A 23507-nucleotide genomic window follows, 5' to 3' on the forward strand; every position below is an offset into this window, starting at 1 on the left:
CGACACTGAACGTTAGCAATGCAGTCGCGCCCGTCTGGGCATCGGACCCGTTCGCACAGTGTGAACGGACCCGCCCGGATCATTTCAACCACCGCATCCCGCTGACGGAGCACGCATGCAACTGACCATCAATGGCCTGGATACGCGCTATGTCCTGAGCAATGAAGGCGGCGGACCCTGGCTCACGTTCATTCATCAACTTGGCGGCGATCTCTCGATCTGGGATCAGCTCGCCGGCTACTTCCGCGACGACTTCACCGTGCTGCGCTACGACGTGCGCGGTCATGGCCAAACGGCCGTCCCCGCTCACGCCTACCAGGTCGCGGACCTGGCGGGCGACCTCGCCGCGCTCCTCGATGCGCTCGGCGCACGGTCCACGCACATCGTGGGTATGTCAATGGGCGGCATGATCGCCCAGCAGTTCGCGCTCGACTACCCGTCCCGCATCGACACGATGACCCTTGCGGACACGGCGGCCGGCACGCCCGCGGACAAGCGCAGCGTGTGGGACCAGCGCGCGGCGTCGGCGCGTAACGACGCCATGAAGTCGCTCGCATCGGGATCGCTCGACCGCTGGTTCACGCCTGACTTCCATTCGTCACATCCGGAAGCGATCGAGCTGATTCGCGAAGTGTATGAACGCACGCCGCCCGAAGGCTTTGCGCTCGCGAGCGAAGCGCTGCGTGACTTCGACGTGCGCGGGCGTCTCGCTGAAATGAAGGTGCCGACGCTCGCCGTGGCAGGAACGCACGACATAGGCACGCCCCCTGCTCTAACCAAGGAGATTGCCGAAGGGATCGCTGGCGCACGTTTCGAACTACTGGATGCCGCGCACCTCGCGCCCATCGAGCAATCGCATCGTTTCGCGGCATTGCTGGAAACGTTTTTGCAAAGCCCGGTCTAACCGGGAGGTCCGGAAAGTTTTACAAGCGTCAATCCGGGTCCACCCCTTGAATTCCAACGATAGCGCTCCAGATACGGTGCAAGAATGGCCGGGAGCCACACGGAAAGAAGGAGTGTCGCCATGCAAATGATCTACAACAGCCCGAACTACTGTGTCGTTGAATTTCCGCCTGATGCCGGTCACCTGGCCATGCGCTCGGGTGGCTACGAAATCGTCGACAAGAACACGCAGCGCGAGATCTATATCGATGGTGCAGTGGCGGCACGCTTTCGCGAAAGCGTGCAAAAGCTGATCGAGGAAGAACCGTCGCTCGATGAAGTGGACGAGTTCCTCGGCCAGTTCGACAGCCTGATGTTCCAGCCGGTCGTCCTGCACTGACGACGGCACAGGCGGCACCCTGCTTCAAGCGAACCCCGCGCGGCGCGAGCCGCCGGGGTTTTTTCTTGCCGCGTTCCAGTTGAACTGTACGTTTTAAACGTCGCAGCTTTCATGCGTGGCTGCTTTTAAGCGTACCGCTTCGCATCAAGCGACTTTCCGTGTGCAACGTGCGTGCGGTACCGCACTCATCAGTCGACAGGCACCGCCGCCCGCCTCCGGCAGCCTCACCCGCCTGACGCTACAATGACAGGTTCTTTCGAAAACGCCGGCCCACGCCCTTCGTCCGCCATGAATCAGCCAGCCCGTTCCGTTCTTCCCGCCGCCGCCCGCTATACGCGCGGCCAGCAGCTGCCCGCCCTGCTCGAGGCGCGCATCCTGATTCTCGATGGCGCGATGGGCACGATGATCCAGCGCTACAAGCTCGACGAAGCCGCCTACCGTGGCGAGCGCTTCAAGGATTACCCGCGCGACATCAAGGGCAACAACGAACTGCTGTCCATCACGCAGCCGCAGATCATCAGCGAGATTCACGAGCAGTATCTCGCCGCGGGCGCCGACATCATCGAAACCAACACGTTCGGCGCGACCACCGTCGCGCAGGGCGATTACGGCATGGAAGACCTCGCCGTCGAGATGAACCTCGAATCGGCGAAGCTCGCGCGCGCCGCGTGCGACAAGTATTCGACGCCGGACAAGCCGCGCTTCGTCGCGGGCGCGATCGGGCCGACGCCGAAAACCGCGAGCATCTCGCCCGACGTCAACGATCCCGGCGCGCGCAACGTCACGTTCGACGAACTGCGCCGAGCGTACTACGAGCAGGCGAAGGCGCTGCTCGATGGTGGCGCGGACCTGTTCCTCGTCGAAACGATCTTCGACACGCTCAACGCGAAGGCCGCGCTCTTTGCGCTGGACCAACTCTTCGACGACACCGGCGAAGTGCTGCCCATCATGATCTCCGGCACCGTGACGGACGCGTCGGGCCGCATCCTGTCCGGCCAGACCGTCGAAGCGTTCTGGAATTCGCTGCGCCACGCGAAGCCGCTCACGTTCGGCCTGAACTGCGCGCTCGGCGCCGCGCTGATGCGCCCGTACATCGCGGAACTCTCGAATCTGTGCGACACGTACGTGTCGTGCTATCCGAATGCCGGCCTGCCGAACCCGATGAGCGACACCGGCTTCGACGAACTGCCTGCAGATACCTCCGGTCTCCTGAAGGAATTCGCGCAGGCTGGGCTCGTTAATGTAGCGGGCGGCTGCTGCGGCACGACGCCGGAACACATCGCCGCGATCGCGCAGGCGCTGGCCGAGATCAAGCCGCGCCGCTGGCCGAACCAGTATCGCGATGCAGCCTGAAACAGGCCCATCCGTCAGCGCACAAGCAGCCGAGCATTGAAGCCGAACCGACCACGACCCACGCCATGACCGATCACACCCTGCGCCTCTCCGGCCTCGAGCCGTTCAACGTCACGACCGGCACGCTCTTCATCAACGTCGGCGAGCGGACCAACGTGACCGGCTCGAAGGCCTTCGCCCGCATGATCCTGAACGGCCAGTTCGACGAGGCGCTCGCGGTCGCTCGCCAGCAGGTGGAGAACGGCGCCCAGGTGATCGACATCAACATGGACGAGGCGATGCTCGATTCGAAGGCGGCGATGGTGCGCTTCCTGAATCTGATCGCATCGGAGCCGGACATTGCGCGCGTGCCGATCATGATCGACTCGTCGAAGTGGGACGTGATCGAAGCAGGTCTGCAGTGCGTGCAGGGCAAACCGATCGTCAACTCGATCTCGCTGAAGGAAGGCAAGGACGCATTCGTGCACCACGCGAAGCTGATCCGCCGCTACGGCGCGGCGAGCGTGGTGATGGCGTTCGACGAACAGGGCCAGGCCGACACGTTCCAGCGCAAGACCGAAATCTGCAAGCGCTCGTACGACGTCCTCGTCAACGAAGTGGGCTTCCCGCCCGAAGACATCATCTTCGACCCGAACATCTTCGCGGTCGCAACGGGCATCGAGGAACACAACAACTACGCGGTCGACTTCATCAACGCGACGCGCTGGATCAAGCAGAACCTGCCGCACGCGAAGATCAGCGGCGGCGTGTCGAACGTGTCGTTCTCGTTCCGCGGCAACGACCCGGTACGCGAGGCGATCCACACCGTGTTCCTGTACCACGCGATCCAGGCCGGCATGGACATGGGCATCGTCAACGCGGGTCAGCTCGGCGTGTACGCGGACCTCGATCCCGAACTGCGCGAACGCGTCGAAGACGTCGTGCTCAATCGCCGCGACGACGCAACGGATCGCCTGCTCGAAATCGCGGACAAGTTCAAGACGGGCGCCGCGAAGAAGGAAGAGAACCTCGAGTGGCGCAACCAGCCAGTCGAAAAGCGCCTCGCGCATGCGCTGGTGCACGGCATCACGAACTTCATCGTCGACGACACCGAAGAAGCGCGCCAGAAGATCATGGGCGACGGCGGCCGCCCGATCAACGTGATCGAAGGGCCGTTGATGGACGGCATGAACGTCGTCGGCGACCTGTTCGGGCAGGGCAAGATGTTCCTGCCGCAGGTCGTGAAGTCGGCGCGCGTGATGAAGCAGGCTGTCGCGCACCTGATTCCATTCATCGAAGAAGAAAAGCGCCTGCTCGCCGAAGCGGGCGGCGACGTGCGCGCGAAGGGCAAGATCGTCATCGCCACTGTGAAGGGCGACGTGCACGACATCGGCAAGAACATCGTGTCGGTCGTGCTCCAGTGCAACAACTTCGAAGTGGTCAACATGGGCGTGATGGTCCCGTGCAACGAGATCCTCGCGAAGGCGAAGGTCGAAGGCGCGGATATCGTCGGCCTGTCGGGTCTCATCACGCCGAGTCTCGAAGAAATGGCCTACGTCGCGTCCGAAATGCAGCGCGACGACTATTTCCGCATAAAGAAGATTCCGCTGCTGATCGGCGGCGCAACCACGTCGCGCGTGCACACGGCGGTGAAGATCGCGCCGCACTACGAGGGCCCCGTCGTGTACGTGCCGGATGCGTCGCGCTCGGTTTCGGTCGCATCGAGCCTGCTGTCCGACGAAGGCGCCACGAAGTATCTCGACGAACTCAAGTCCGACTACGAGCGCATTCGCCACCAGCACGCAAACAAGAAGGCGCAGCCGATGGTCACGCTCGCCGAAGCGCGCGCGAACAAGACGAAGATCGACTGGAGCGCATATCAGCCGGTCAAGCCGAAGTTCATCGGCCGCCGCGTGTTCAAGAACGCCGATCTGAGCGACCTCGCGAACTACATCGACTGGGGTCCGTTCTTCCAGACGTGGGACCTGGCCGGCCCGTATCCCGCGATCCTCAACGACGAGATCGTCGGCGAATCGGCGCGGCGCGTGTTTTCGGATGCGAAGTCGATGCTGTCGCGGCTCATTCAGGGCCGCTGGCTGCAGGCGAACGGCGTGATCGCGCTGCTGCCCGCGAACACGGTGAACGACGACGACATCGAGATCTACACCGACGAATCGCGCAGTGAAGTCGCGCTGACCTGGCGCAACCTGCGCCAGCAGTCGGTGCGGCCGGTGGTGGACGGCGTGCAGCGGCCGAACCGATGCCTCGCCGACTTCATCGCGCCGAAGGATTCGGGCGTCGCCGACTACATCGGCATGTTCGCGGTAACGGCGGGTATCGGTGTCGACGTGAAGGAAAAGCAGTTCGAGCAGGATCACGACGACTACAGCGCGATCATGCTGAAGGCGCTCGCCGACCGTTTCGCGGAAGCCTTCGCCGAAGCGATGCACGCGCGCGTGCGCCGCGACCTGTGGGGCTACGCGGGCGGCGAAACGCTCGACAACGACGCACTGATCGCGGAAAAGTATCGCGGCATCCGCCCGGCGCCGGGCTACCCGGCCTGCCCGGACCACCTCGTGAAGCGCGATCTGTTCGAGTATCTGCAGGCGGGCGAGGTCGGCATGAGCGTCACCGAATCGCTGGCCATGCTGCCCGCCGCGAGCGTGTCGGGCTTCTATCTCGCGCATCCGGACAGCACCTACTTCTCCGTCGGCAAGATCGCGGCGGATCAGCTCGACGACTTCGCGCAGCGCATGGCGCTCTCGAAGGCGGATGCCGAACGGGCGCTCGCGCCGCTGCTCTGAGCGAAAGTTTCTCGCGCCGACATATGCATGACGTGAGGCTGAAGATTTGCGGACGCACAATTTTCGGCTTTGTAGACTGACTCCGCTTTATCCCTGCCAGACGCGCGCGAAGTCGCGTCGGCTCACGTCATTGCAACCGTCAACGGAGAATCCTATGAAGAAGCTCACGCTGTTGTTGACCGCCGTTTCGCTGGCCGCCGGCGCGCAGATCGCGTTCGCGCAGGGCCCGGCGAGCTCGGCGAGCAGCTATTCGCCGCCCACCCAGAAGCACGTCAAGAAAGCGAAGAAAAAGAAGATGAAGCCGGCGGCTTCGGCAGCGGAAGCCGCGAGCCAGTAAAGCCCGGAGCTCGGGCTCGTCATCGCGCGCCGGCTGTTTCGATCGCGACGATGCCAGCGGTATACGACAGGAGCCCGCTCGAAGCGGGCTCCTGTCGTTTCAGCCGCAGCACACGCCGCCTGCGCGCCCATCAGCGCGCGGGAATGCACGTGTCATGCGATGCGCGAATGTAAGCGGAAGCTTAAACGCCCCACATGATGTCCGAGTTTTCCTTCTTCGCTTCGCGCAGCATGTCGAGGAACGGATAAGCGCGCTGCGCGAGCCCGATCGGAATCTCGTGATGCTCGTGGCCTTCTTCGTCTTCGTGGAAATGGCCGTCGTGCTCCGCGCGCTCCTGCTTGTCCGTCACGATGGCTGCTTCGAGCTTCGTGATCGCCGCGTCGAGTTCTTCGTGCGTAATCACGCCGCGCTCACCCAGCCGTTTGCCGACGATTCCGACCAGGTACTGGGCGAGATTCTCGAGCATCACGACATCCGGCGTGGCACGGCATTTGAACGTAATCAACATCACAATTCCCTTTTCGTTTTGTGTGGTTCGGCGGATAGTCCCCATCCGGTCCGACCGCGTACCGTCCGATGGCGCAAGCGGGCGCGTAGCCGGATGCGCGACACGGCATCCAGCGGCGCGCTCGTCAGCGTCCTCGCGGCGGCGCAAGTCTAAAGGAGATATTAGCACCTGCTAAAATCTGCCTAAACGGAAAAGCATGGCACGTTCCCGTCGCGCGAGGCGGTCACGCGGTCCGGGTTGCCGCGGTGCACGCCGCCCTCGCGCAGCGCACAAACCGCGACCTGCCGGAACCAAACGGAACCAACCGCCCTCGCGCCGGCATCCGCCCGCTTTCCACCGATCGACGGCCCCGCGCCGCGCCATCGCGGCGCGGGTGCCGACAACACACTGGACCCGCACCAAGCATGCTGCCTGACCACAAGCACACTCTCGAAACCCTCTTCGCGGACGCCGTGAAAGAGGTCGCTACCGCGACCGAAGGCGCGGCCGAAGCCGCGTTCGTCGCGCCCACGATCACGCTGGAGCGGCCGAAAGTCGCCGCGCACGGCGACGTCGCCTGCAACGTCGCGATGCAGCTCGCGAAGCCGCTGCGCGCCAATCCGCGCCAGCTCGCGCAGCAGATCGTCGAGCGCGTGCTCGCGCATCCGCTCGCAGCAGGCCTCGTCGAAGGCGCCGAAGTGGCGGGCCCGGGCTTCATCAACCTGCGCGTCACGGCAGCGTCGAAGCAGGCGGTGGTCGGCGCCGTGTTCGCCGCGCGCGAGCGGTTCGGCCGCTCGCAGCGCGAGGCCGGCAAGCGCGTGCTGGTCGAGTTCGTGTCCGCGAACCCCACCGGTCCGCTGCACCTGGGCCACGGCCGCCAGGCGGCGCTCGGCGACGCGCTGTCGAACGTGCTCGCGTCGCAGGGCTACGCGGTGCACCGCGAGTTCTACTACAACGACGCGGGCGTGCAGATCCACAACCTCGCGGTGTCCACCCAGGCGCGCGCGCGCGGCCTGAAGCCGAACGAGCCCGGCTGGCCGGATTCGGCCTACAACGGCGAGTACATCGCCGACATCGCGCGTGACTACCTCGCGCGCGAAACCGTGACGGCCAGCGACGGCGAACCGGTGACAGCCGAGGGCGACGTGGAGAACCTCGAAGCGATCCGCAAGTTCGCGGTCGCGTATCTGCGTCACGAACAGGACATGGACCTGCAGGCATTCGGCGTGAAGTTCGACCAGTACTACCTGGAGTCGTCGCTGTACACGGAAGGCCGCGTCGAAAAGACCGTGAACGAGCTGATCGGCTCCGGCATGACCTACGAGCAGGAAGGCGCGCTGTGGCTGCGCACGACCGACGCCGGCGACGACAAGGACCGCGTGATGCGCAAGTCCGACGGCACCTACACGTACTTCGTACCCGACGTCGCGTATCACGAGACGAAGTGGGAGCGCGGCTTCACGAAGGTGATCAACGTGCAGGGCTCGGACCACCACGGCACGATCGCGCGGGTGCGCGCCGGCCTGCAGGGGCTCGGCGTCGGCATTCCGGCCGGCTATCCGGACTACGTGCTGCACAAGATGGTCACCGTGATGCGCGACGGCCAGGAAGTGAAGATCTCGAAACGCGCGGGCAGCTACGTGACGGTGCGCGACCTGATCGAATGGTCGGGCGGGGCGACGCCGGGCGAGGAAGCCTCGCCGGATCTGCTCGACGAAGCCACCATCCGCCGCGGCCGCGACGCCGTGCGCTTCTTCCTGATCTCGCGCAAGGCCGACACGGAATTCGTGTTCGACATCGATCTCGCGCTGAAGCAGAACGACGAGAACCCGGTGTACTACGTGCAGTACGCGCACGCCCGCATCAACTCGGTGATGAACGAGTGGAAGTCGCGCTTCGGCGCGAACGAAGCCGTGCTGCCGTCGGTCGACCTCGCGCCGCTGTCCAGCGAACGCGCGCTCGCGCTGCTGCAGAAGCTCGCCGAGTATCCGGACGTGCTCACGCACGCCGCCGACGAACTCGCGCCGCACGCGATCGCGTTCTATCTGCGCGACCTCGCGGGCGAATTTCACTCGTTCTACAATGCCGAACGCGTTCTGGTCGACGACGAGGCGCCGCGTAACGCGCGCATCGCGCTGCTCGCCGCGACCCGCCAGGTGCTGGCGAACGGCCTCGCGACGATCGGCGTGTCCGCACCCGACAAGATGTGATCAAGTTAGCAGGGCACGCACGGGGCCGTCGCTATAATCGACGGTCGTTACGGGATACTTTTCGCAGGTAATTCGCACGATGGCAAAACCGCGCCGCACTCCGAAGCAGTCGAAGCAATCCGGGGGCACGTTCCTCGGCGTCGTACTGGGGCTGATCGTCGGCCTCGCAATCGCGGTCGTGGTGGCGCTCTACATCACGCGCGCACCCACGCCGTTCGTCTCGAAGGTCGCACCGCCGTCCGCGTCGGACGCGGGCGCGAGCTCCGCGCAATTCGATCCGAACCGCGTGCTGCAAGGCAAGACGCCGGGCCAGCCGGTGCCGCAAGCCGCGCAGCCGGCGCCGCCCAACACCGCGCCTGGCCAGAGCACCAACCAGACGCAGTCGTCGGGCATGCTCGAAGAACCGCAGATCGTCGAAGTGCCGCCGTCGTCCAACGGCGTCGCGGTGCCGCCGCAGCCGGCGCAGGAAAACAATGCGTCAAACGCGAGCGTGCCGCGGCCGCCTTCGAACCCGGCCACGGCGAACGCAGTCTCCGCGGCAAAGCCAGCGCAGGCCGCGAAGAACGGCTCGAACCCCGCCGCGCCCGCACCCGGCGCGAACGACGCGAACACCGGCTACTTCCTGCAGGTGGGCGCGTACAAGACGGATTCCGACGCCGAGCAGCAGCGCGCACGGCTCGCGTTCCAGGGCTTCGAATCGAAGGTCACGCAGCGCGACGCCGGCGGCATCACGTACTACCGCGTGCGGATCGGGCCGTTCGCGAAGTTCGACGAGATGAATTCCACGCGTCAGCGCCTTGCCGACGCCGGCATCGAGACGGCCGTCATCCGTTTTACGAAACAGTAAGTTGCGGTCACGTTCGCGGCACGAAACCGTGCCGCGGGCGATAATCCGCCGACGTTTCGAAGCGCCGTCTCCGCCACCGACCAGACACCGTACCAACGTACCTTGGGCTCACCGAACATGAAGAAACTGCTTGGCATTCTTTTCCTGACACTCGGCGTCGTCGCCGGCGCCGCGCAGGCCTCGCCCGACGCACCCGCCGTCAACAAGGACTACTCGGTCCTGCCGAACGCACAACCCACCGACGTCCCCGCCGGCAAGATCGAGGTGATCGAGTTCTTCTGGTACGGCTGCCCGCACTGCAACGAATTCAACCCGTATCTCGAATCGTGGATCAAGAAGCAGGGTCCGGACGTCGTGTTCAAGCGCGTGCCGGTAGCGTTCCGCGACGACTTCATCCCGCACTCGAAGATGTATCACGCGCTCGACGCGCTCGGCCTCGCGCAGAAGCTCACGCCGGTCGTGTTCAACGAGATCCACGTGAAGAAGGACTATCTGCTGACGCCGGAAGCGCAGGCGAAATTCCTCGCCACCCAGGGCGTGGATCCGAAGAAGTACATGGACGCGTACAACTCGTTCTCGACGCAAAGCGCGATCCAGCGTGACGCGAAGATGATCAACGACTACAAGATCGAAGGCGTGCCGACGCTCGCCGTGCAGGGCAAGTACGAAACCGGCCCGGCCGCCACCAACAGCCTGCCCGGCACGCTGCAGGTGCTCGACTACCTCGTCTCGCAGGTCCGCGCGAAGAAGATGTAACCCCGGGGCGCCGGCATGAATATGAGCACACCGCTGAAGGTATTCATCACCGGCGCGTCCAGCGGTATCGGTCTCGCGCTCGCCGCCGAATATGCGCGGCGCGGCGCCACCCTCGGGCTCGTCGCGCGCCGCGGCGAGGCCCTCGCCGGATTCCGGCAAGCCCATCCCCAGCATTCCATCTCGATCTACCCCGTCGACGTGCGCGACGCGGAAGCGCTCGCCGAAGCGGCCGCGCAGTTCATCGCCGAGCACGGCATGCCCGACGTCGTGATTGCGAACGCGGGCATCAGCCGCGGCGCCGTCACCGGTCATGGCGACCTGCGCACGTTTCGCGAAGTGATGGACGTCAACTACTTCGGCATGGTCGCCACCTTTGAGCCGTTCGCCGCCGCGATGGCCGACGCGAAGCGCGGCACGCTGGTCGGCATCGCAAGCGTTGCGGGCGTGCGCGGCTTGCCGGGCTCCGGCGCGTACAGCGCATCGAAGGCGGCCGCGCTGAAGTATCTCGAAGCGCTGCGGGTCGAGATGCGGCCGAAGGGCGTGTCGGTGGTCACCATCGCGCCCGGCTACATCCGCACGCCGATGACCGAGCACAACCCCTACCCTATGCCGTTCCTGATGGACGCCGACCGCTTCGCCGCGAAGGTGGCCAACGCCGTCGCGCGCGGCACGCGTTTCGCGGTGTTTCCGTGGCAGATGCGCGTCACCGCAACGCTGCTGCACGGCATGCCGCGCTGGCTCTACGACCGCCTGTTCGAGCGCGCGCCGCGCAAACCGCGCGCCGCGGCCGACTAGCGATGGCCTCCCGCGCGATCGATGCAGCCGGTGTCGAACACGACACAGCAGGCGTCGAAGCGCGCATCGTGTCGCTCGTGCCGAGCGTCACCGAAACCCTGTTCGCGCTGGGGCTCGCCGCGCAGATCGTCGGACGCACGGGCTTTTGCGTGCATCCGCGCGACGCGGTGCGCGAGGTGTCGAAAGTCGGCGGCACGAAAGACGTGAAGCTCGACACGATCCGCGCGTTGGGGCCCACACATGTGATCGTGAACATCGACGAGAACGAGCGCGACACCGTCGATGCGTTGCGCGCGTTCGTGCCGCACATCGTGGTTACGCATCCGCTCACGCCGCAGGACAACCTCGCGCTTTACGCGCTGCTCGGTGCGATCTTCGGCCGCGATGCTGAAGCCGCGCAGCTCTCCGGGAAGCTCGAAGCACAGCTGCATAACGTCGCAACACGCGCATGGCCTCCGCAACGCGTGCTCTACGCGATCTGGCGAGAACCGTGGATGACGGTCGCGCGCGACACCTACATCTCGGCGATGCTGCGGCTCGTGAACTGGCAGACGCTGCCCGCGGCGGACGGCGGCGAGCACGGCGCGGCACGCTATCCGTCGTTCGACTTCGACGCGCCATGGTTCGCGGAGGTCGACCGCGTGCTGCTGTCGTCCGAGCCCTACCGCTTCACGGCCGCGCACGTCGATACGCTGCGCGGCGACCCGCGGCTGGCGGGCAAGCAGATTGCTTTGATCGACGGCGAAATGGCGTCGTGGTACGGCTCACGCGCGATAGAAGGCATCGGCTACCTGATGCGCTACGCCACGCAGCAGGCCACCCAATAAGCCGCGCAACACCGCGCAATGAAATGCGCCATACCGGTATGCGGATTAAATTGTTGTCGCCACAATCGCCGTTCGTTAAGCTTTTCGATTGAGACTGCGCGTCGCAGTCGTGCAACGCGCCGGACGCGATCGCCACACGCCTGCCGGCCACGCTTCGTCACGGAGACCTTATGCGCTTCAATCTGCCCGCTGCCGCGGTGCTCGCCGGACTGGCCGGACTCATCGCCGCGCCCGCGTCCGTCCTCGCGAAACCGCTGACCGTCTGCACCGAATCGAGCCCCGACGGTTTCGACGTCGTGCAGTACAACTCGCTCGTCACGACCAACGCGTCGGCGGACGTGATCTTCAATTCGCTGGTGGCGTACGACGAAGCGCAGAAGAAGGTCGTGCCCTCGCTCGCCGAGAAGTGGGAGGTCAGCAGCGACGGCCTGAGCTACACGTTCCATCTGCGCCCGAACGTCGCGTTCCAGACCACCGACTACTTCAAGCCCACGCGGCCGCTGAACGCCGACGACGTGCTGTTCACCTTCAACCGCATGCTCGATGCGAACAACCCGTGGCACCAGGTCGCGGGGCCGAGCGGCTTCCCGCACGCGCAGTCGATGGGTCTGCCGAAGCTGATCAAGTCGATCACGAAGGTGGATGACCACACGGTGCGCTTCGATCTGAACGAACCGAACGCCACCTTCCTGTCGATCCTCACGATGGGCTTCGCGTCGATCTACTCTTCCGAATACGCGGACCAGCTGCTGAAGGCCGGCAAACAGACCGATCTGAACGCGAAGCCGATCGGCACCGGCCCGTTCGTGCTGAAGAGCTACACGAAGGACGCGATCATCCGCTACGACGCGAACCCGTCGTTCTGGGGCACCAAACCGAAGGTCGAGAAGCTGATCTACGAGATCACGCCGGACGCATCGGTGCGCGCGCAGAAGGTGAAGACGGGCGAATGCCAGATCGCGCTGTCGCCGAAGCCGCAGGATGTGGCGGACGCGAAGGGCAACAAGTCGCTGAAGGTGGTCGAGACGCCCGCGTTCATGACGGCGTTCGTCGCGCTGAACACGCAGAAGAAACCGCTCGACAACCCGAAGGTGCGCGAGGCGCTGAACCTCGCGTTCGACCGCGCGACCTACCTGAAGACGGTGTTCGACAACACCGCGACGCCCGCGAACAATCCGTATCCGCCGAACACGTGGAGCTACGACAAGGCAATCTCGCCGTATCCGTACGATCCGGCGCAGGCGAAGAAGCTGCTCGCGGACGCGGGCTACCCGAACGGCTTCCAGACGACGATCTGGACGCGGCCGAACGGCAGCGTGCTCAACCCGAACCCGAAGGTGAGCGCTGAACTGCTGCAGGCGGACTTCGCGAAGATCGGCGTGAAGGCGGACGTGAAGGTGATCGAGTGGGGTGAGCTGATCAAGGAAGCGAAGCAGGGTCAGCACGACACGCTGTTCATGGGCTGGGCCGGCGACAACGGCGACCCGGACAACTATCTGACGCCGCTCTTCAGCTGCAACGGCGTGAAATCGGGCATCAACTTCGCGCGCTTCTGCGACCCGCAGCTCGACAAGCTGATCGCGGAGGGCAAGGAAACCGCGGATATCGCGCAGCGCACGAAAGACTACGAAGCCGCGCAGAAGATCATCCACGATCAGGCGCTGTGGATTCCGCTCGGCTACCCGACGGCCGCCGCGATCACGCGCACCGACGTCAGCGGCTACAGCGTGAGCCCGTTCGGCCGGCAGAACTTCACGACGGTGAGCGTGCAGTAAGCCGTTAGCGTCGTGTCACGCCACGTGATCCGCTCAGCGCTGCCGTCAGTCAACGCGCCAGCGCGAAGCGGATCACGCCATCTTCGTCGATGGAACGCGTGAGCGTGCCGTCGAGCCACAGCAGATGCAGGTGCGCGAGCGCTTCGCCCATCGCGAACGTCATCTGGTGAATGTCGAGTTCGCGCTTGAACATCAGCGGCACGATGTCGGCGGCGCTGTGCGGCCGCTCTCTGCACGCGTCGCGCACTTCGGCAAGGCGCGCCGTGTGATGGTCGCGTAGCTGCCCAATGCGTGTATGCAAGCCGCGAAACGGCTTGCTGTGCGACGGCAGCACGAGCGTATCCGCCGCCATCGTCTCGTAGCGGCCGAGCGATTCCAGATACAGCGCGAGCGGATTCCCCTCCGGCTCGATGTCGAACACCGACACGTTCGTCGAGATGCGCGGCAGCACCATGTCGCCGGAGATCAGCACGCCGTCCGCCTCGCTCCACAGCGCGCAGTGCTCGGGCGAATGGCCGAAGCCCGTCACGACGCGCCACGAGCGCCCGCCGATCGCGACCGTCGCGCCTTCGCGCAGGCGCCGGTACTGGCTCGGCACCGCCGGCACGAGGTTCGAGTAGTAGCTTTTGCGGTTGCGCAGCTTGTCGAGCGAGTTTTCGTCGGTCAGGCCATGCCGCGCGAAATGTCGCGCCGCGCCCTCGCCGCCCGCATTCGAACCGTCGCCCGCCGACATCACGCGGCCGAGCATGTACTCGCCGAGCGTGATCCACAGCCGCACGTTCCAGCGCGCGCGGTCGCCGCCGTTGCACAGCCAGTGCGCGAGGCCCAGGTGGTCCGGGTGGCAGTGCGTGACGATCACGCGCAGTACCGGCAGGCCTTCGAGCGCGCTGTCGAACAGTTGCTCCCAATGCGCCTTGATCGTGTCCGACGCAATCCCGCAGTCGACGATCGTCCAGCCCGCCTCGCCATCGATCTCATCGCGCAGCAGCCAGAGGTTGATGTGGTCGAGCGCGAACGGCAGCGGCATGCGCAGCCATTTGACGCCGGGCGCCACGTCGAAAACATGGCCGGGCTCCGGCAGCGTGGCGCCGAACGGATAGTCGAGTTGGTGTTCGAGTGCGTTCATCGTGGGGAATGAGATCGGATTGCGCTTCGCTCAGGTTGACGATAACGTAAACGTCGATTCTATCGTTCAATCCGGCTTCCTGCGCGGCCGCTCACCCGCCACACGCGGCGGGCCGCCGCGTTCGCCGCCCGCGAATCATGACGACTCACTACACGATCACCGAACTGGCGCGGGAATTCGACGTCACGCCGCGCGCGATCCGCTTCTACGAAGACCAGGGTTTACTCTCACCCAGCCGCGAAGGATCGGGCGGACTGCGCCGCGTCTACTCGGGCCGCGACCGCACGCGGCTGAAGCTCACGCTGCGCGGCAAGCGGCTCGGCTTCACGCTGTCCGAGATCCGCACGCTGCTCGACCTGTACGAATCGCCGACCGACACGGTGCCGCAACTGCACGCGTTTCTCGCGACGGTGACACGTCATCGCGAGATACTGGAGCGGCAGCGCGAAGATCTCGACGCGACGCTCGAAGACCTCGTGCAGTACGAAAGCCAGGCGCGCATGCTGCTCGAGCGCACGACCGGGGGCAACGCGCAGGCTGGTAACGAAAGCAGCGGCACCGAAAGCGGCAACGCAAACGAAGTCTCCTCACACTGACGAACGCACCGGCGCCATGAATCACTTCCCCAAACTGTTGTCGTCGCAGATCGGGTTCGACGTCGCGCAGACGATGCTCGAGGGATTCAACCATCACTACCGGATCTTCCGCGAGGCGGCCGTCGAAGCGAAGACGCTGTTCGAAGCGTGCGACTGGCACGGCCTGCAGCGGCTCGCGCGCGAACGCATCACGTCGTACGACGATCGCGTGGAAGAATGCGTCGAGCTGCTGGAAGACGAGTACGACGCGGAAAACATCGACGACGAAGTGTGGCAGCAGATCAAGCTGCACTACATCGGCCTGCTGACGACGCACCGCCAGCCCGAATGCGCGGAGACGTTCTTCAACTCCGTGTGCTGCAAGATCCTGCACCGTTCGTACTTCAACAACGATTTCATTTTCGTGCGGCCCGCGATCTCGACCGAATACATCGAGAACGACGAGCCCGCCGCGAAGCCGACTTATCGCGCGTATTACCCGGGCAAGGACGGGCTCGCCGCGACGCTCGAACGCATCGTGACGAATTTCCAGCTGGAACCGCCGTTCGAAGACCTGACGCGCGACGTCGGCTGCGCGATGCAGGCGATCCACGACGGCTTCGGCGACTTCGACGAAGCGCCCAACTTCCAGATTCACGTGCTGTCGTCGCTGTTCTTCCGCAACAAGGCCGCGTATATCGTGGGCCGCATCATCAACGGCGATGTGATGTTGCCGTTCGCGGTGCCGATCCGGCATACGCAGCCGGGGCTGCTCGCGCTCGATACCGTGCTGCTGCGCCGCGAACAGCTCGCGATCATTTTCAGCTTCTCGCACTCGTACTTTCTCGTCGACATGGAAGTGCCGTCGGCGTACGTGTCGTTTCTCGGCATGCTGCTACCCGGCAAGCCGAAGGCCGAGATTTATACCTCCGTGGGTCTGCAGAAGCAGGGCAAGAACCTGTTCTATCGCGACCTGCTGCATCATCTGTCGCATTCGAGCGACCCGTTCGTGATCGCGCCCGGCATCAAGGGCCTCGTGATGCTGGTGTTCACGCTGCCGTCGTTCCCGTACGTGTTCAAGCTGATCAAAGATAGTTTCCCGCCGCCGAAGGAAACCACGCGCGAACAGATCCAGCAGAAGTATCTGCTCGTGAAGCGACACGACCGCCTGGGCCGCATGGCGGACACGCTCGAATATTCGAGCGTCGCGCTGCCGCTGTCGCGTCTCGACGATGCACTGCTGCGCGAGCTCGAAAAGGAAGTGCCGTCGATGATCGAGTTCGAGGGCGAGAACCTCGTCATCAAGCATCTGTATATCGAGCGCCGCATGGTGCCGCTGAACCTCTTCCTGCAAAGCGGCGACGACGCGGCGGTCGAGCACGGCATCAAGGAATACGGCAAGGCGATCAAGGAGCTGATGCAGGCGAACATCTTCCCGGGCGACATGCTGTACAAGAACTTCGGCGTGACGCGTCACGGCCGCGTGGTGTTCTACGACTACGACGAGATCGAATACCTGACCGACTGCAACGTGCGCGCGGTGCCGCCGCCGCGCAACGAAGAAGACGAGCTCTCCGGCGAGCCGTGGTACGCGGTCGGCCCGCACGACATTTTTCCCGAGACCTACGGCACGTTCCTGCTCGGCGATCCGCGCGTGCGCGAATACTTCATGAAGCACCACGCGGACTTCTTCGAACCCGCGCTGTGGCAAAGCCACAAGGATCATCTGCTCCAGGGCGAGCTACCCGATTTCTTTCCGTACGACGAAGCGGTGCGCTTCTGCATGCGCTACCCCGAACGCTTCGTGACGCCTGCCGCGGACGAAAAAGATGCGCAGCGCCCGGCAGACCAACTCGCAACGCAAACCTCATGACTTCACCGAACGAATCCTCCCAGCACACCCTCGCGCACCTCTTCGACAACAACGAGAAGTGGGTCGCGTCGAAGCTCGCCGCGGACCCCGAATATTTTTCGCGCCTCGCGCATCAGCAGGCGCCCGAGTATCTGTGGATCGGCTGCTCCGATTCGCGCGTGCCCGCGAACCAGATCATCGGCCTGCCGCCGGGCGAAGTGTTCGTACACCGGAACATCGCGAACGTCGTCGTGCATACGGATCTGAACTGCCTTTCGGTGATCCAGTTCGCGGTGGACCTGCTGAAGGTGAAGCACATCATGGTGGTGGGCCACTACGGTTGCTCGGGCGTCGGCGCGGCGCTGCACGGCAAGCGCGTCGGCCTCGCGGACAACTGGCTGCATCACGTGCAGGACGTGCGCAACAAGCACGCCGCGATGCTCGAGGAGTGGCCGCTCGGCGAGGCGCGGCACCGCCGCCTCGTCGAACTGAATACGATCGAACAGGTCGTCAACGTATGCCGCACGACCATCGTCAACGACGCATGGTCGCGCGGACAGGCGCTGACGGTGCATGGCTGGGCGTATGGCGTGCACGATGGCCGCATGCGCGACCTCGGCATGACCGTCTCGGCACCTGGTGAACTCGATGCAACGTATGAACGTTGCGTCGCCGCGGTATCGGCAAGTCGCGCCCACAAGGCGGACAACGACGTGGTCGCCGCCGATGCCGCGCAACTCGGCGATGTGCCGGCAATAGTGGAAGGTGTGATCAAGGAGCTTAAACGTGAACATGAGTGAGACGACGCGCGATCCGATCGTGATCGCATCGGTGGCGCGCACGCCGATGGGCGCATTCCAGGGCGACTTCGCGGCATTGACCGCTCCGCAGCTCGGCGCCGCGGCAATCGCTGCGGCGGTCGAACGCGCGGGCCTGAAACCCGAACAGATCGACGAAGCCGTGATGGGCTGCGTGCTGCCCGCGGGCCAGGGCCAGGCACCCGCGCGCCAGGCGGCGCTCGGCGCGGGCCTGCCGCTGTCCACCGGCGCGACCACGGTCAACAAGATGTGCGGCTCGGGCATGCGCGCGGCGATGTTCGCGCACGACATGCTCACGGCCGGCTCCGTCGACGTGATGGTGGCGGGCGGCATGGAGAGCATGACGAACGCGCCGTATCTGTTGCCGAAGGCGCGCGCCGGCATGCGCATGGGTCACGGCCAGGTGCTCGACCACATGTTCCTGGACGGCCTCGAAGACGCGTACGACAAAGGCCGCCTGATGGGCACGTTCGCCGAGGAATGCGCGGCATCGTTCGACTTCACGCGCGCCGCGCAGGACGCGTTCGCGATCGAATCGCTGACGCGTGCAAAGCGCGCGAACGAAGACGGCACGTTCGCATGGGAAATCGCGCCGGTGAAGGTGGAAAGCCGCAAGGGCGACGCGACGATCGAGCGCGACGAGCAGCCGTTCAAGGCGAACCTCGACAAGATCCCGACGCTCAAGCCCGCGTTCAGCAAGACCGGCACCGTGACGGCCGCGAACTCGTCGTCGATTTCCGACGGCGCCGCGGCGCTCGTGATGATGCGCGCGTCGACGGCCGCGCGGCTCGGCGTGACGCCGCTCGCGCGCGTGGTCGGCCATTCGACGTTCGCGCAGGAGCCCGCGAAGTTCACCACTGCGCCGGTCGGCGCGATCCGCAAGCTGTTCGAGCGCAACGGCTGGAAGGCTGGGGATGTCGATCTGTACGAGATCAACGAGGCGTTCGCCGTCGTCACGATGGCCGCGATGAAAGAGCACGGCCTGCCGCACGACAAGGTCAACGTGAACGGCGGCGCGTGCGCGCTCGGCCATCCGATCGGCGCATCGGGCGCGCGCATTCTCGTGACGTTGATCGGCGCGCTGCGCGCGCGCGGCGGCAAGCGCGGCGTCGCGAGCCTGTGCATCGGGGGCGGCGAAGCGACGGCGATGGGCATCGAGCTGATCTGATGCGCCCGATCGAGGCGGCCCACGCCGCCTCGATAAAAACGAAAAGGACCTCACCATGAAGACAGCGCTGATCGTCGGCGCCTCGCGCGGCATCGGGCACGAGTTCGTGCGCCAGTATCGTGAAGACGGCTGGCGCGTGGTCGCCACCGCGCGCGACGGCGCCGCACTCGATTCGCTCGGCGCACTCGGCGCCGAAACCTTCCCGCTCGACGTGACCGAGCCGGAAGAAATCGCCGCGTTCGGCTGGAAGCTCGACGGCGAGCGGCTCGATGTCGCGATCCTCGTGTCGGGCGTGTACGGCCCGCGCACCGAGGACGTCGAGACGATCACCGCGGAAGACTTCGATCACGTGATGGTCACCAACGTGCGCGGCCCGATGCAACTGATGCCCGTGCTGCTGCCGTTCGTCGAAGACGCGAACGGCGTGCTCGCGGTGCTGTCGAGCCGGATGGGCAGCATCAGCGAGGCAACCGGCACCACCGGCTGGCTGTATCGCGCGAGCAAGGCGGCGCTCAACAGCGCGCTGAAGGTGACGTCGCTGCAGACGCGCCGCGCGACCTGCGTCGCGCTGCATCCCGGCTGGGTCCGCACCGACATGGGTGGTGCGCAGGCCGCGGTCGATCCGCGCGAGAGCGTGACCGGCATGCGAAAGGTGCTGGCGCTCGCGGGCGGCAGCCATCGCGACTACAACGGGTGCTTCGTCCAGTACGACGGCACCCAGCTCGACTGGTAAGCGCCACGCGCTCATCGGTCGTCAGAGACATTCGAGGAGACGTAACGACATGGTGCTCGATCAGGATCACACGATGATCCGCGACGCGGTGCGGACCTTCGTGCGCGAGGCGGTGACCCCGCACGCGGCGCAATGGGACCGCGAGCGCACCTTTCCGCACGACGTGCATCGCCAGCTCGCCGAACTCGGCGCGTATGGCGTGATGGTGCCCGACAGCTACGGCGGCGCGGGGCTCGATGCGCTCGCGCTCGCCGTGATACTCGAAGAGATCGCCGCGGGCGACGGCGGCACGTCCACCGCGATTTCGGTCAACAACTGTCCGGTGTGCAGCATCCTGTTCACCTACGGCAACGACCAGCAGAAGCGCGACTGGCTGACGCCGCTCGCGCGCGGCGAGATGCTCGGCGCGTTCTGCCTGACCGAGCCGCAGGCCGGCTCCGATGCATCGGCGTTGCGCACCACCGCGACGCGCGATGGCGACCACTATGTGCTCAACGGCGTGAAGCAGTTCATCACGAGCGGCAAGCACGGCCAGGTCGCGATCGTGATGGCGGTCACGGATAAATCCGCCGGCAAGCGCGGCATCAGCGCGTTCATCGTGCCGACGGACACGCAGGGCTATCACGTCGCGCGGCTCGAAGAGAAGCTCGGCCAGCATTCGTCGGATACCGCGCAGATCCTGTTCGAGGACTGCCGCGTGCCCGCTGCGAACCGGATCGGCGCGGAGGGCGAAGGCTACCGGATCGCGCTGTCGGGACTCGAAGGCGGCCGCATCGGCATCGCGTCGCAAAGCGTCGGCATGGCGCGCGTGGCGTTCGAGGCGGCGCTCGGGTATGCGAAGGAGCGCGAGAGTTTCGGCGCGCCGCTGTTCTCGCACCAGGCGGTGCAGTTCCGCCTGGCCGAAATGGCGACGAAGCTGGAAGCCGCGCGCCAGCTGATCTGGCACGCGGCGGCGCTCAAGGACGCCGGCCAGCCCTGCCTCGCGGAAGCCGCGATGGCGAAGCTGTTCGCATCGGAAGCGGCGGAGCGCATCTGCTCGGACGCGCTGCAGATTCACGGCGGCTACGGCTACCTGAACGATTTTCCGGTCGAACGCATCTACCGCGACGTGCGCGTGTGCCAGATCTACGAGGGTACGAGCGACATCCAGAAGATCCTGATCGCACGCAGCCTCGCTTGATCTTGCGACCCATCCGCTCATGACAACGTCATCCCCGGCGGCGCGCCCGCTCGACTGTCCGTGCGGCGGCGCCGCACCCGATCAGCGCGGCAATACGAAGCCGCCGCGCTTCGCACAATGCTGTGGCCGTTTCATCGATGGCGGCGAGGCCGCGCCCACCGCGTGGGAGCTGATGCGCTCGCGCTACAGCGCGTACGTGCTCGGCGACACGGCGTATCTGCGCGCAACCTGGGACGCGTCGACCTGCCCCGCGGATCTCGACGTGGACGCCGACGCGCCCGGCGCGCCGAAGTGGCTCGGTCTGCAGATCAAACGCTACGCGGCGATCGACCCAACGCATGCCGAGGTCGAATTCGTCGCCCGCTTCAAGACCGGTGGCCGCGCACAACGGCTGCACGAAACCAGCCGCTTCGCACGCGGCGAAGATGGGCGCTGGCGCTACGTCGACGGCGATGTGAGCGACCACTGAATTCCGTCCATCTTGCTGCTTTGCGTCATGCACACTTCGCATGCCGCCCGTACAATCGTTCGGTAATCCTTTCCAGTTTGCGAACCCATTCGTTGCTTTCACAAAGATAGCAACGGAGTGCAAATTGCTGGGCGCGGACCTCAAGCGCAATCTCACGTTTGCCGTTAAGCATTGGAAAGCACAGCGTTGTTGGCGAGACACCACATCGGTAGACGATACCGATCGCGCCGAAGCGGGCTCGATGGCTGACTTTGCCAACCGGCCCCATTCGGTGAATGCGGAATTTTTTGCAGTGCGGGGATTGTCCTGGATTGCGCAAGAGAAAATTGTCATGCCAGTATTAATGCTGGGTAGTGCAAGCGTTACGACGCCCTTACAGAGGGGTCCGATCCATCGCTGGGTGTGAGTTCAGCGGCGATTGAAACGGTCACTTCGCGAAGGTCGAACGCAACGCTTCATCTCAACGGGCATGCAGACGCGTGACCGGCCGGTTTCGGGTTTCATCAATGGCGCTTGCAACGGCGCACACGCGAATACGCACTGTGCGCGAGGCTTGTTGTGCTCTCCAAAACGCACAACTCGTTGGACGGCAGCAAGCCTCGGTATTCAGCAGGCGCTTCACGGCGGGATGGGTTAGACGGATGGTGTTTGGTAAATTCTTGACGGGGTCCGCGATCGTTTGCGCGTTCATCGCCGCATCCTTCGCTCACGCCGATCCGCTCGTCTATTCGTCGGAACCCGCGGCGGGCCCGCTCGGCAGCGCCCGCGTGCCGCGCATCGCGCTCGACGACAACTGGCTCCCCACCGTCAAGACCAATCTCAACGAGCAGGTCATCCGCATTCCTGTGGACGGTCAGGCAAACGTTTCGCTCGAAACCACGATCTATCGTCCCGACGGCCCGGGTCCGTTCCCGATGATCGTGTTCAACCACGGCAAGATCCACGGCGACCCGCGCGACCAGGCGCGCAGCGATCCCGTTCCGTTCGCGCGCGAATTCGTGCGCCGCGGCTACGTCGTCGTCGCGCCGAACCGCCGCGGCTTCGCGGGCTCCGGCGGCGCCTACGAGCAGGACGGCTGCGACGTCACGCAGAACGGCATCGACCAGGCCGCGGACGTCGCCACGACCGTCAACTACATGGCGAAGCAGCCGTACGTCGACGCGCAGCACATCGCGGTGGCGGGCACGTCGCATGGTGGCCTTGCGACGATGGCCTACGGCACCGAAGCCGCGCCCGGCGTGCGCGCGCTGATCAACTTCTCCGGCGGCCTCCGCCAGGATGCCTGCGACGGCTGGCAGCACAACCTGACCGACGCGTTCGGCTCGTATGGTTCGAAGGTGCGCGTGCCGTCGCTGTGGCTGTACGGCGATAACGATTCGATCTGGTCGTCGCAGCTGATCACGCAGATGTACACCGCGTACACCGCGCACGGCGCCGAAGCGCGGATGGTCGATTACGGCTCGTACAAGAACGACTCGCACCGTCTGGTCGGCGATCGCGACGGCGTCGCGGTGTGGTGGCCGTCGGTCGAATCGTTCCTCGCGCGCAACGGCATGCCCACCGGTATCCGTTACGAAGTGCAGGACCCAGCCATGCCGAAGGCCACGCACTTCGCAAAACTCGATTCCGTCGACGCGGTGCCCTACCTCGACGACTCCGGCCGCAAGGGTTATCAGAACTTCCTGCACCAATACCCGAGCCGCGCGTTCGCGGTGTCGACCTCCGGCGCGTGGTCGTGGGCCGAGGGCGGCGACAATCCGATGTCGGTGGCCGTGTCGAACTGCGAGAAGGAAAGCAGCTCGCCGTGCAAGCTCTACGCGGTCAACGACCAGGTGGTGTGGAACGACCAGGCGGGCAAGACCAGCGTGGCCGATTCGAAGCCGGCGGATGATGCTGCTGGCAACCAGCAGGATGCCGCGAACAACGCCAAAGCCAACATCGCGGGCACGAAGCCCGCCGGCGCTTCGGACATCGGCGGCGATCAACCGGATCAGGCGCACGCGCTCGCAAGCCGTAATTAACGCTGTCATCGCGCGCCCGTTCGCGGCGTGCGCTCATCTCCCCTCTATTGGACTTTGGTCCGCTCGCGCGGTCGGTTTCCTTTGATGACTTTCCGCCCGACCAGGCGTCGGGG

Annotated in this window: 22 protein-coding genes; 20 read left to right on the plus strand and 2 right to left on the minus strand. The window is 65.1% G+C overall.

Annotated features, from left to right (window positions below; genetic code table 11):
- The first annotated feature begins 115 nt into the window (after nt 1-115).
- The 5 genes from DVS29_RS17565 (at nt 116) to DVS29_RS17585 (ending at nt 5755) form a co-directional block, all read left to right on the plus strand.
- On the plus strand, nt 116-904 hold the full coding sequence (locus tag DVS29_RS17565) for an alpha/beta fold hydrolase (RefSeq protein ID WP_118181751.1): 789 nt from the start codon (nt 116-118) through the stop codon (nt 902-904).
- Between the two features lie 120 nt (nt 905-1024).
- Nucleotides 1025-1282, plus strand: a complete 258-nt coding sequence (locus DVS29_RS17570) for a BTH_I0359 family protein (RefSeq protein WP_118181752.1) — start codon at nt 1025-1027, stop codon at nt 1280-1282.
- 288 nt (nt 1283-1570) lie between these two features.
- Nucleotides 1571-2635, plus strand: a complete 1065-nt coding sequence (locus tag DVS29_RS17575) for a homocysteine S-methyltransferase family protein (RefSeq protein ID WP_118181753.1) — start codon at nt 1571-1573, stop codon at nt 2633-2635.
- A 35-nt stretch (nt 2636-2670) separates the two neighbouring features.
- Nucleotides 2671-5418, plus strand: coding sequence for a methionine synthase (gene metH, locus DVS29_RS17580; protein ID WP_276314314.1), 2748 nt, complete (start codon nt 2671-2673; stop codon nt 5416-5418).
- A gap of 154 nt (nt 5419-5572) precedes the next feature.
- Nucleotides 5573-5755 (plus strand): acid-shock protein, encoded by a 183-nt coding sequence (locus tag DVS29_RS17585; protein WP_118181755.1) that lies wholly within the window; start codon nt 5573-5575, stop codon nt 5753-5755.
- 181 nt (nt 5756-5936) lie between these two features.
- On the opposite strand, the gene DVS29_RS17590 is transcribed toward DVS29_RS17585, so the two are convergent.
- Nucleotides 5937-6263, minus strand: coding sequence for a DUF1840 domain-containing protein (locus tag DVS29_RS17590; RefSeq protein WP_118181756.1), 327 nt, complete (start codon nt 6261-6263; stop codon nt 5937-5939).
- 404 nt (nt 6264-6667) lie between these two features.
- On the opposite strand from DVS29_RS17590, the gene argS reads away from it, so the two are divergent.
- From argS to DVS29_RS17620, 6 genes are all read left to right on the plus strand, one after another.
- Complete coding sequence (gene argS / locus DVS29_RS17595; protein WP_118181757.1) at nt 6668-8452, plus strand: arginine--tRNA ligase; 1785 nt, start codon at nt 6668-6670, stop codon at nt 8450-8452.
- Between the two features lie 79 nt (nt 8453-8531).
- Entirely contained in the window at nt 8532-9299 is a 768-nt protein-coding gene (locus DVS29_RS17600) for an SPOR domain-containing protein (protein WP_118181758.1), read from the plus strand.
- Between the two features lie 117 nt (nt 9300-9416).
- The gene (locus DVS29_RS17605) at nt 9417-10055 is read left to right on the plus strand and encodes a thiol:disulfide interchange protein DsbA/DsbL (RefSeq protein WP_118181759.1); all 639 of its coding nucleotides are present in this window, start codon (nt 9417-9419) and stop codon (nt 10053-10055) included.
- A gap of 15 nt (nt 10056-10070) precedes the next feature.
- On the plus strand, nt 10071-10850 hold the full coding sequence (locus tag DVS29_RS17610) for an SDR family oxidoreductase (RefSeq protein ID WP_118181760.1): 780 nt from the start codon (nt 10071-10073) through the stop codon (nt 10848-10850).
- Nucleotides 10851-10852: 2 nt separating this feature from the next.
- A complete protein-coding gene (locus DVS29_RS17615) occupies nt 10853-11677 on the plus strand; it encodes a helical backbone metal receptor (protein WP_118181761.1) in 825 nt (274 codons plus the stop codon).
- 170 nt (nt 11678-11847) lie between these two features.
- Nucleotides 11848-13452 carry an ABC transporter substrate-binding protein gene (locus tag DVS29_RS17620; protein ID WP_118181762.1) on the plus strand — a complete coding sequence of 535 codons (1605 nt, stop codon included), beginning with the start codon at nt 11848-11850 and terminating at the stop codon, nt 13450-13452.
- A 49-nt stretch (nt 13453-13501) separates the two neighbouring features.
- Here the strand turns inward: DVS29_RS17620 and DVS29_RS17625 are convergent, their stop codons facing one another.
- Entirely contained in the window at nt 13502-14578 is a 1077-nt protein-coding gene (locus tag DVS29_RS17625) for an MBL fold metallo-hydrolase (protein WP_118181763.1), read from the minus strand.
- Between the two features lie 137 nt (nt 14579-14715).
- On the opposite strand from DVS29_RS17625, the gene DVS29_RS17630 reads away from it, so the two are divergent.
- The 9 genes from DVS29_RS17630 (at nt 14716) to DVS29_RS17665 (ending at nt 23394) form a co-directional block, all read left to right on the plus strand.
- Nucleotides 14716-15174 (plus strand): MerR family transcriptional regulator, encoded by a 459-nt coding sequence (locus DVS29_RS17630; RefSeq protein ID WP_240655669.1) that lies wholly within the window; start codon nt 14716-14718, stop codon nt 15172-15174.
- Nucleotides 15175-15190: 16 nt separating this feature from the next.
- Nucleotides 15191-17026 (plus strand): bifunctional isocitrate dehydrogenase kinase/phosphatase, encoded by a 1836-nt coding sequence (aceK, locus tag DVS29_RS17635; protein WP_118181764.1) that lies wholly within the window; start codon nt 15191-15193, stop codon nt 17024-17026.
- Entirely contained in the window at nt 17023-17805 is a 783-nt protein-coding gene (gene can / locus DVS29_RS17640; protein ID WP_118181765.1) for a carbonate dehydratase, read from the plus strand. The genes aceK and can overlap by 4 nt, the downstream gene beginning before the upstream one ends.
- On the plus strand, nt 17798-18991 hold the full coding sequence (locus DVS29_RS17645) for an acetyl-CoA C-acetyltransferase (protein ID WP_118181766.1): 1194 nt from the start codon (nt 17798-17800) through the stop codon (nt 18989-18991). Before can ends, DVS29_RS17645 begins: the two co-directional genes overlap by 8 nt.
- A gap of 55 nt (nt 18992-19046) precedes the next feature.
- Nucleotides 19047-19724 carry an SDR family oxidoreductase gene (locus DVS29_RS17650; RefSeq protein ID WP_118181767.1) on the plus strand — a complete coding sequence of 226 codons (678 nt, stop codon included), beginning with the start codon at nt 19047-19049 and terminating at the stop codon, nt 19722-19724.
- A 49-nt stretch (nt 19725-19773) separates the two neighbouring features.
- Entirely contained in the window at nt 19774-20904 is a 1131-nt protein-coding gene (locus DVS29_RS17655; RefSeq protein WP_118181768.1) for an acyl-CoA dehydrogenase family protein, read from the plus strand.
- A gap of 19 nt (nt 20905-20923) precedes the next feature.
- Entirely contained in the window at nt 20924-21373 is a 450-nt protein-coding gene (locus tag DVS29_RS17660) for a YchJ family protein (RefSeq protein ID WP_118181769.1), read from the plus strand.
- Between the two features lie 40 nt (nt 21374-21413).
- Nucleotides 21414-21779 carry a hypothetical protein gene (locus DVS29_RS36935; RefSeq protein WP_124800666.1) on the plus strand — a complete coding sequence of 122 codons (366 nt, stop codon included), beginning with the start codon at nt 21414-21416 and terminating at the stop codon, nt 21777-21779.
- A 235-nt stretch (nt 21780-22014) separates the two neighbouring features.
- Nucleotides 22015-23394, plus strand: a complete 1380-nt coding sequence (locus tag DVS29_RS17665) for a dienelactone hydrolase family protein (protein WP_118181770.1) — start codon at nt 22015-22017, stop codon at nt 23392-23394.
- Nucleotides 23395-23507 lie beyond the last annotated feature (113 nt).

It is taken from the genome of Paraburkholderia phosphatilytica, assembly GCF_003443895.1.
In the GTDB taxonomy this organism is placed as follows: Bacteria; Pseudomonadota; Gammaproteobacteria; order Burkholderiales; family Burkholderiaceae; genus Paraburkholderia; species Paraburkholderia phosphatilytica.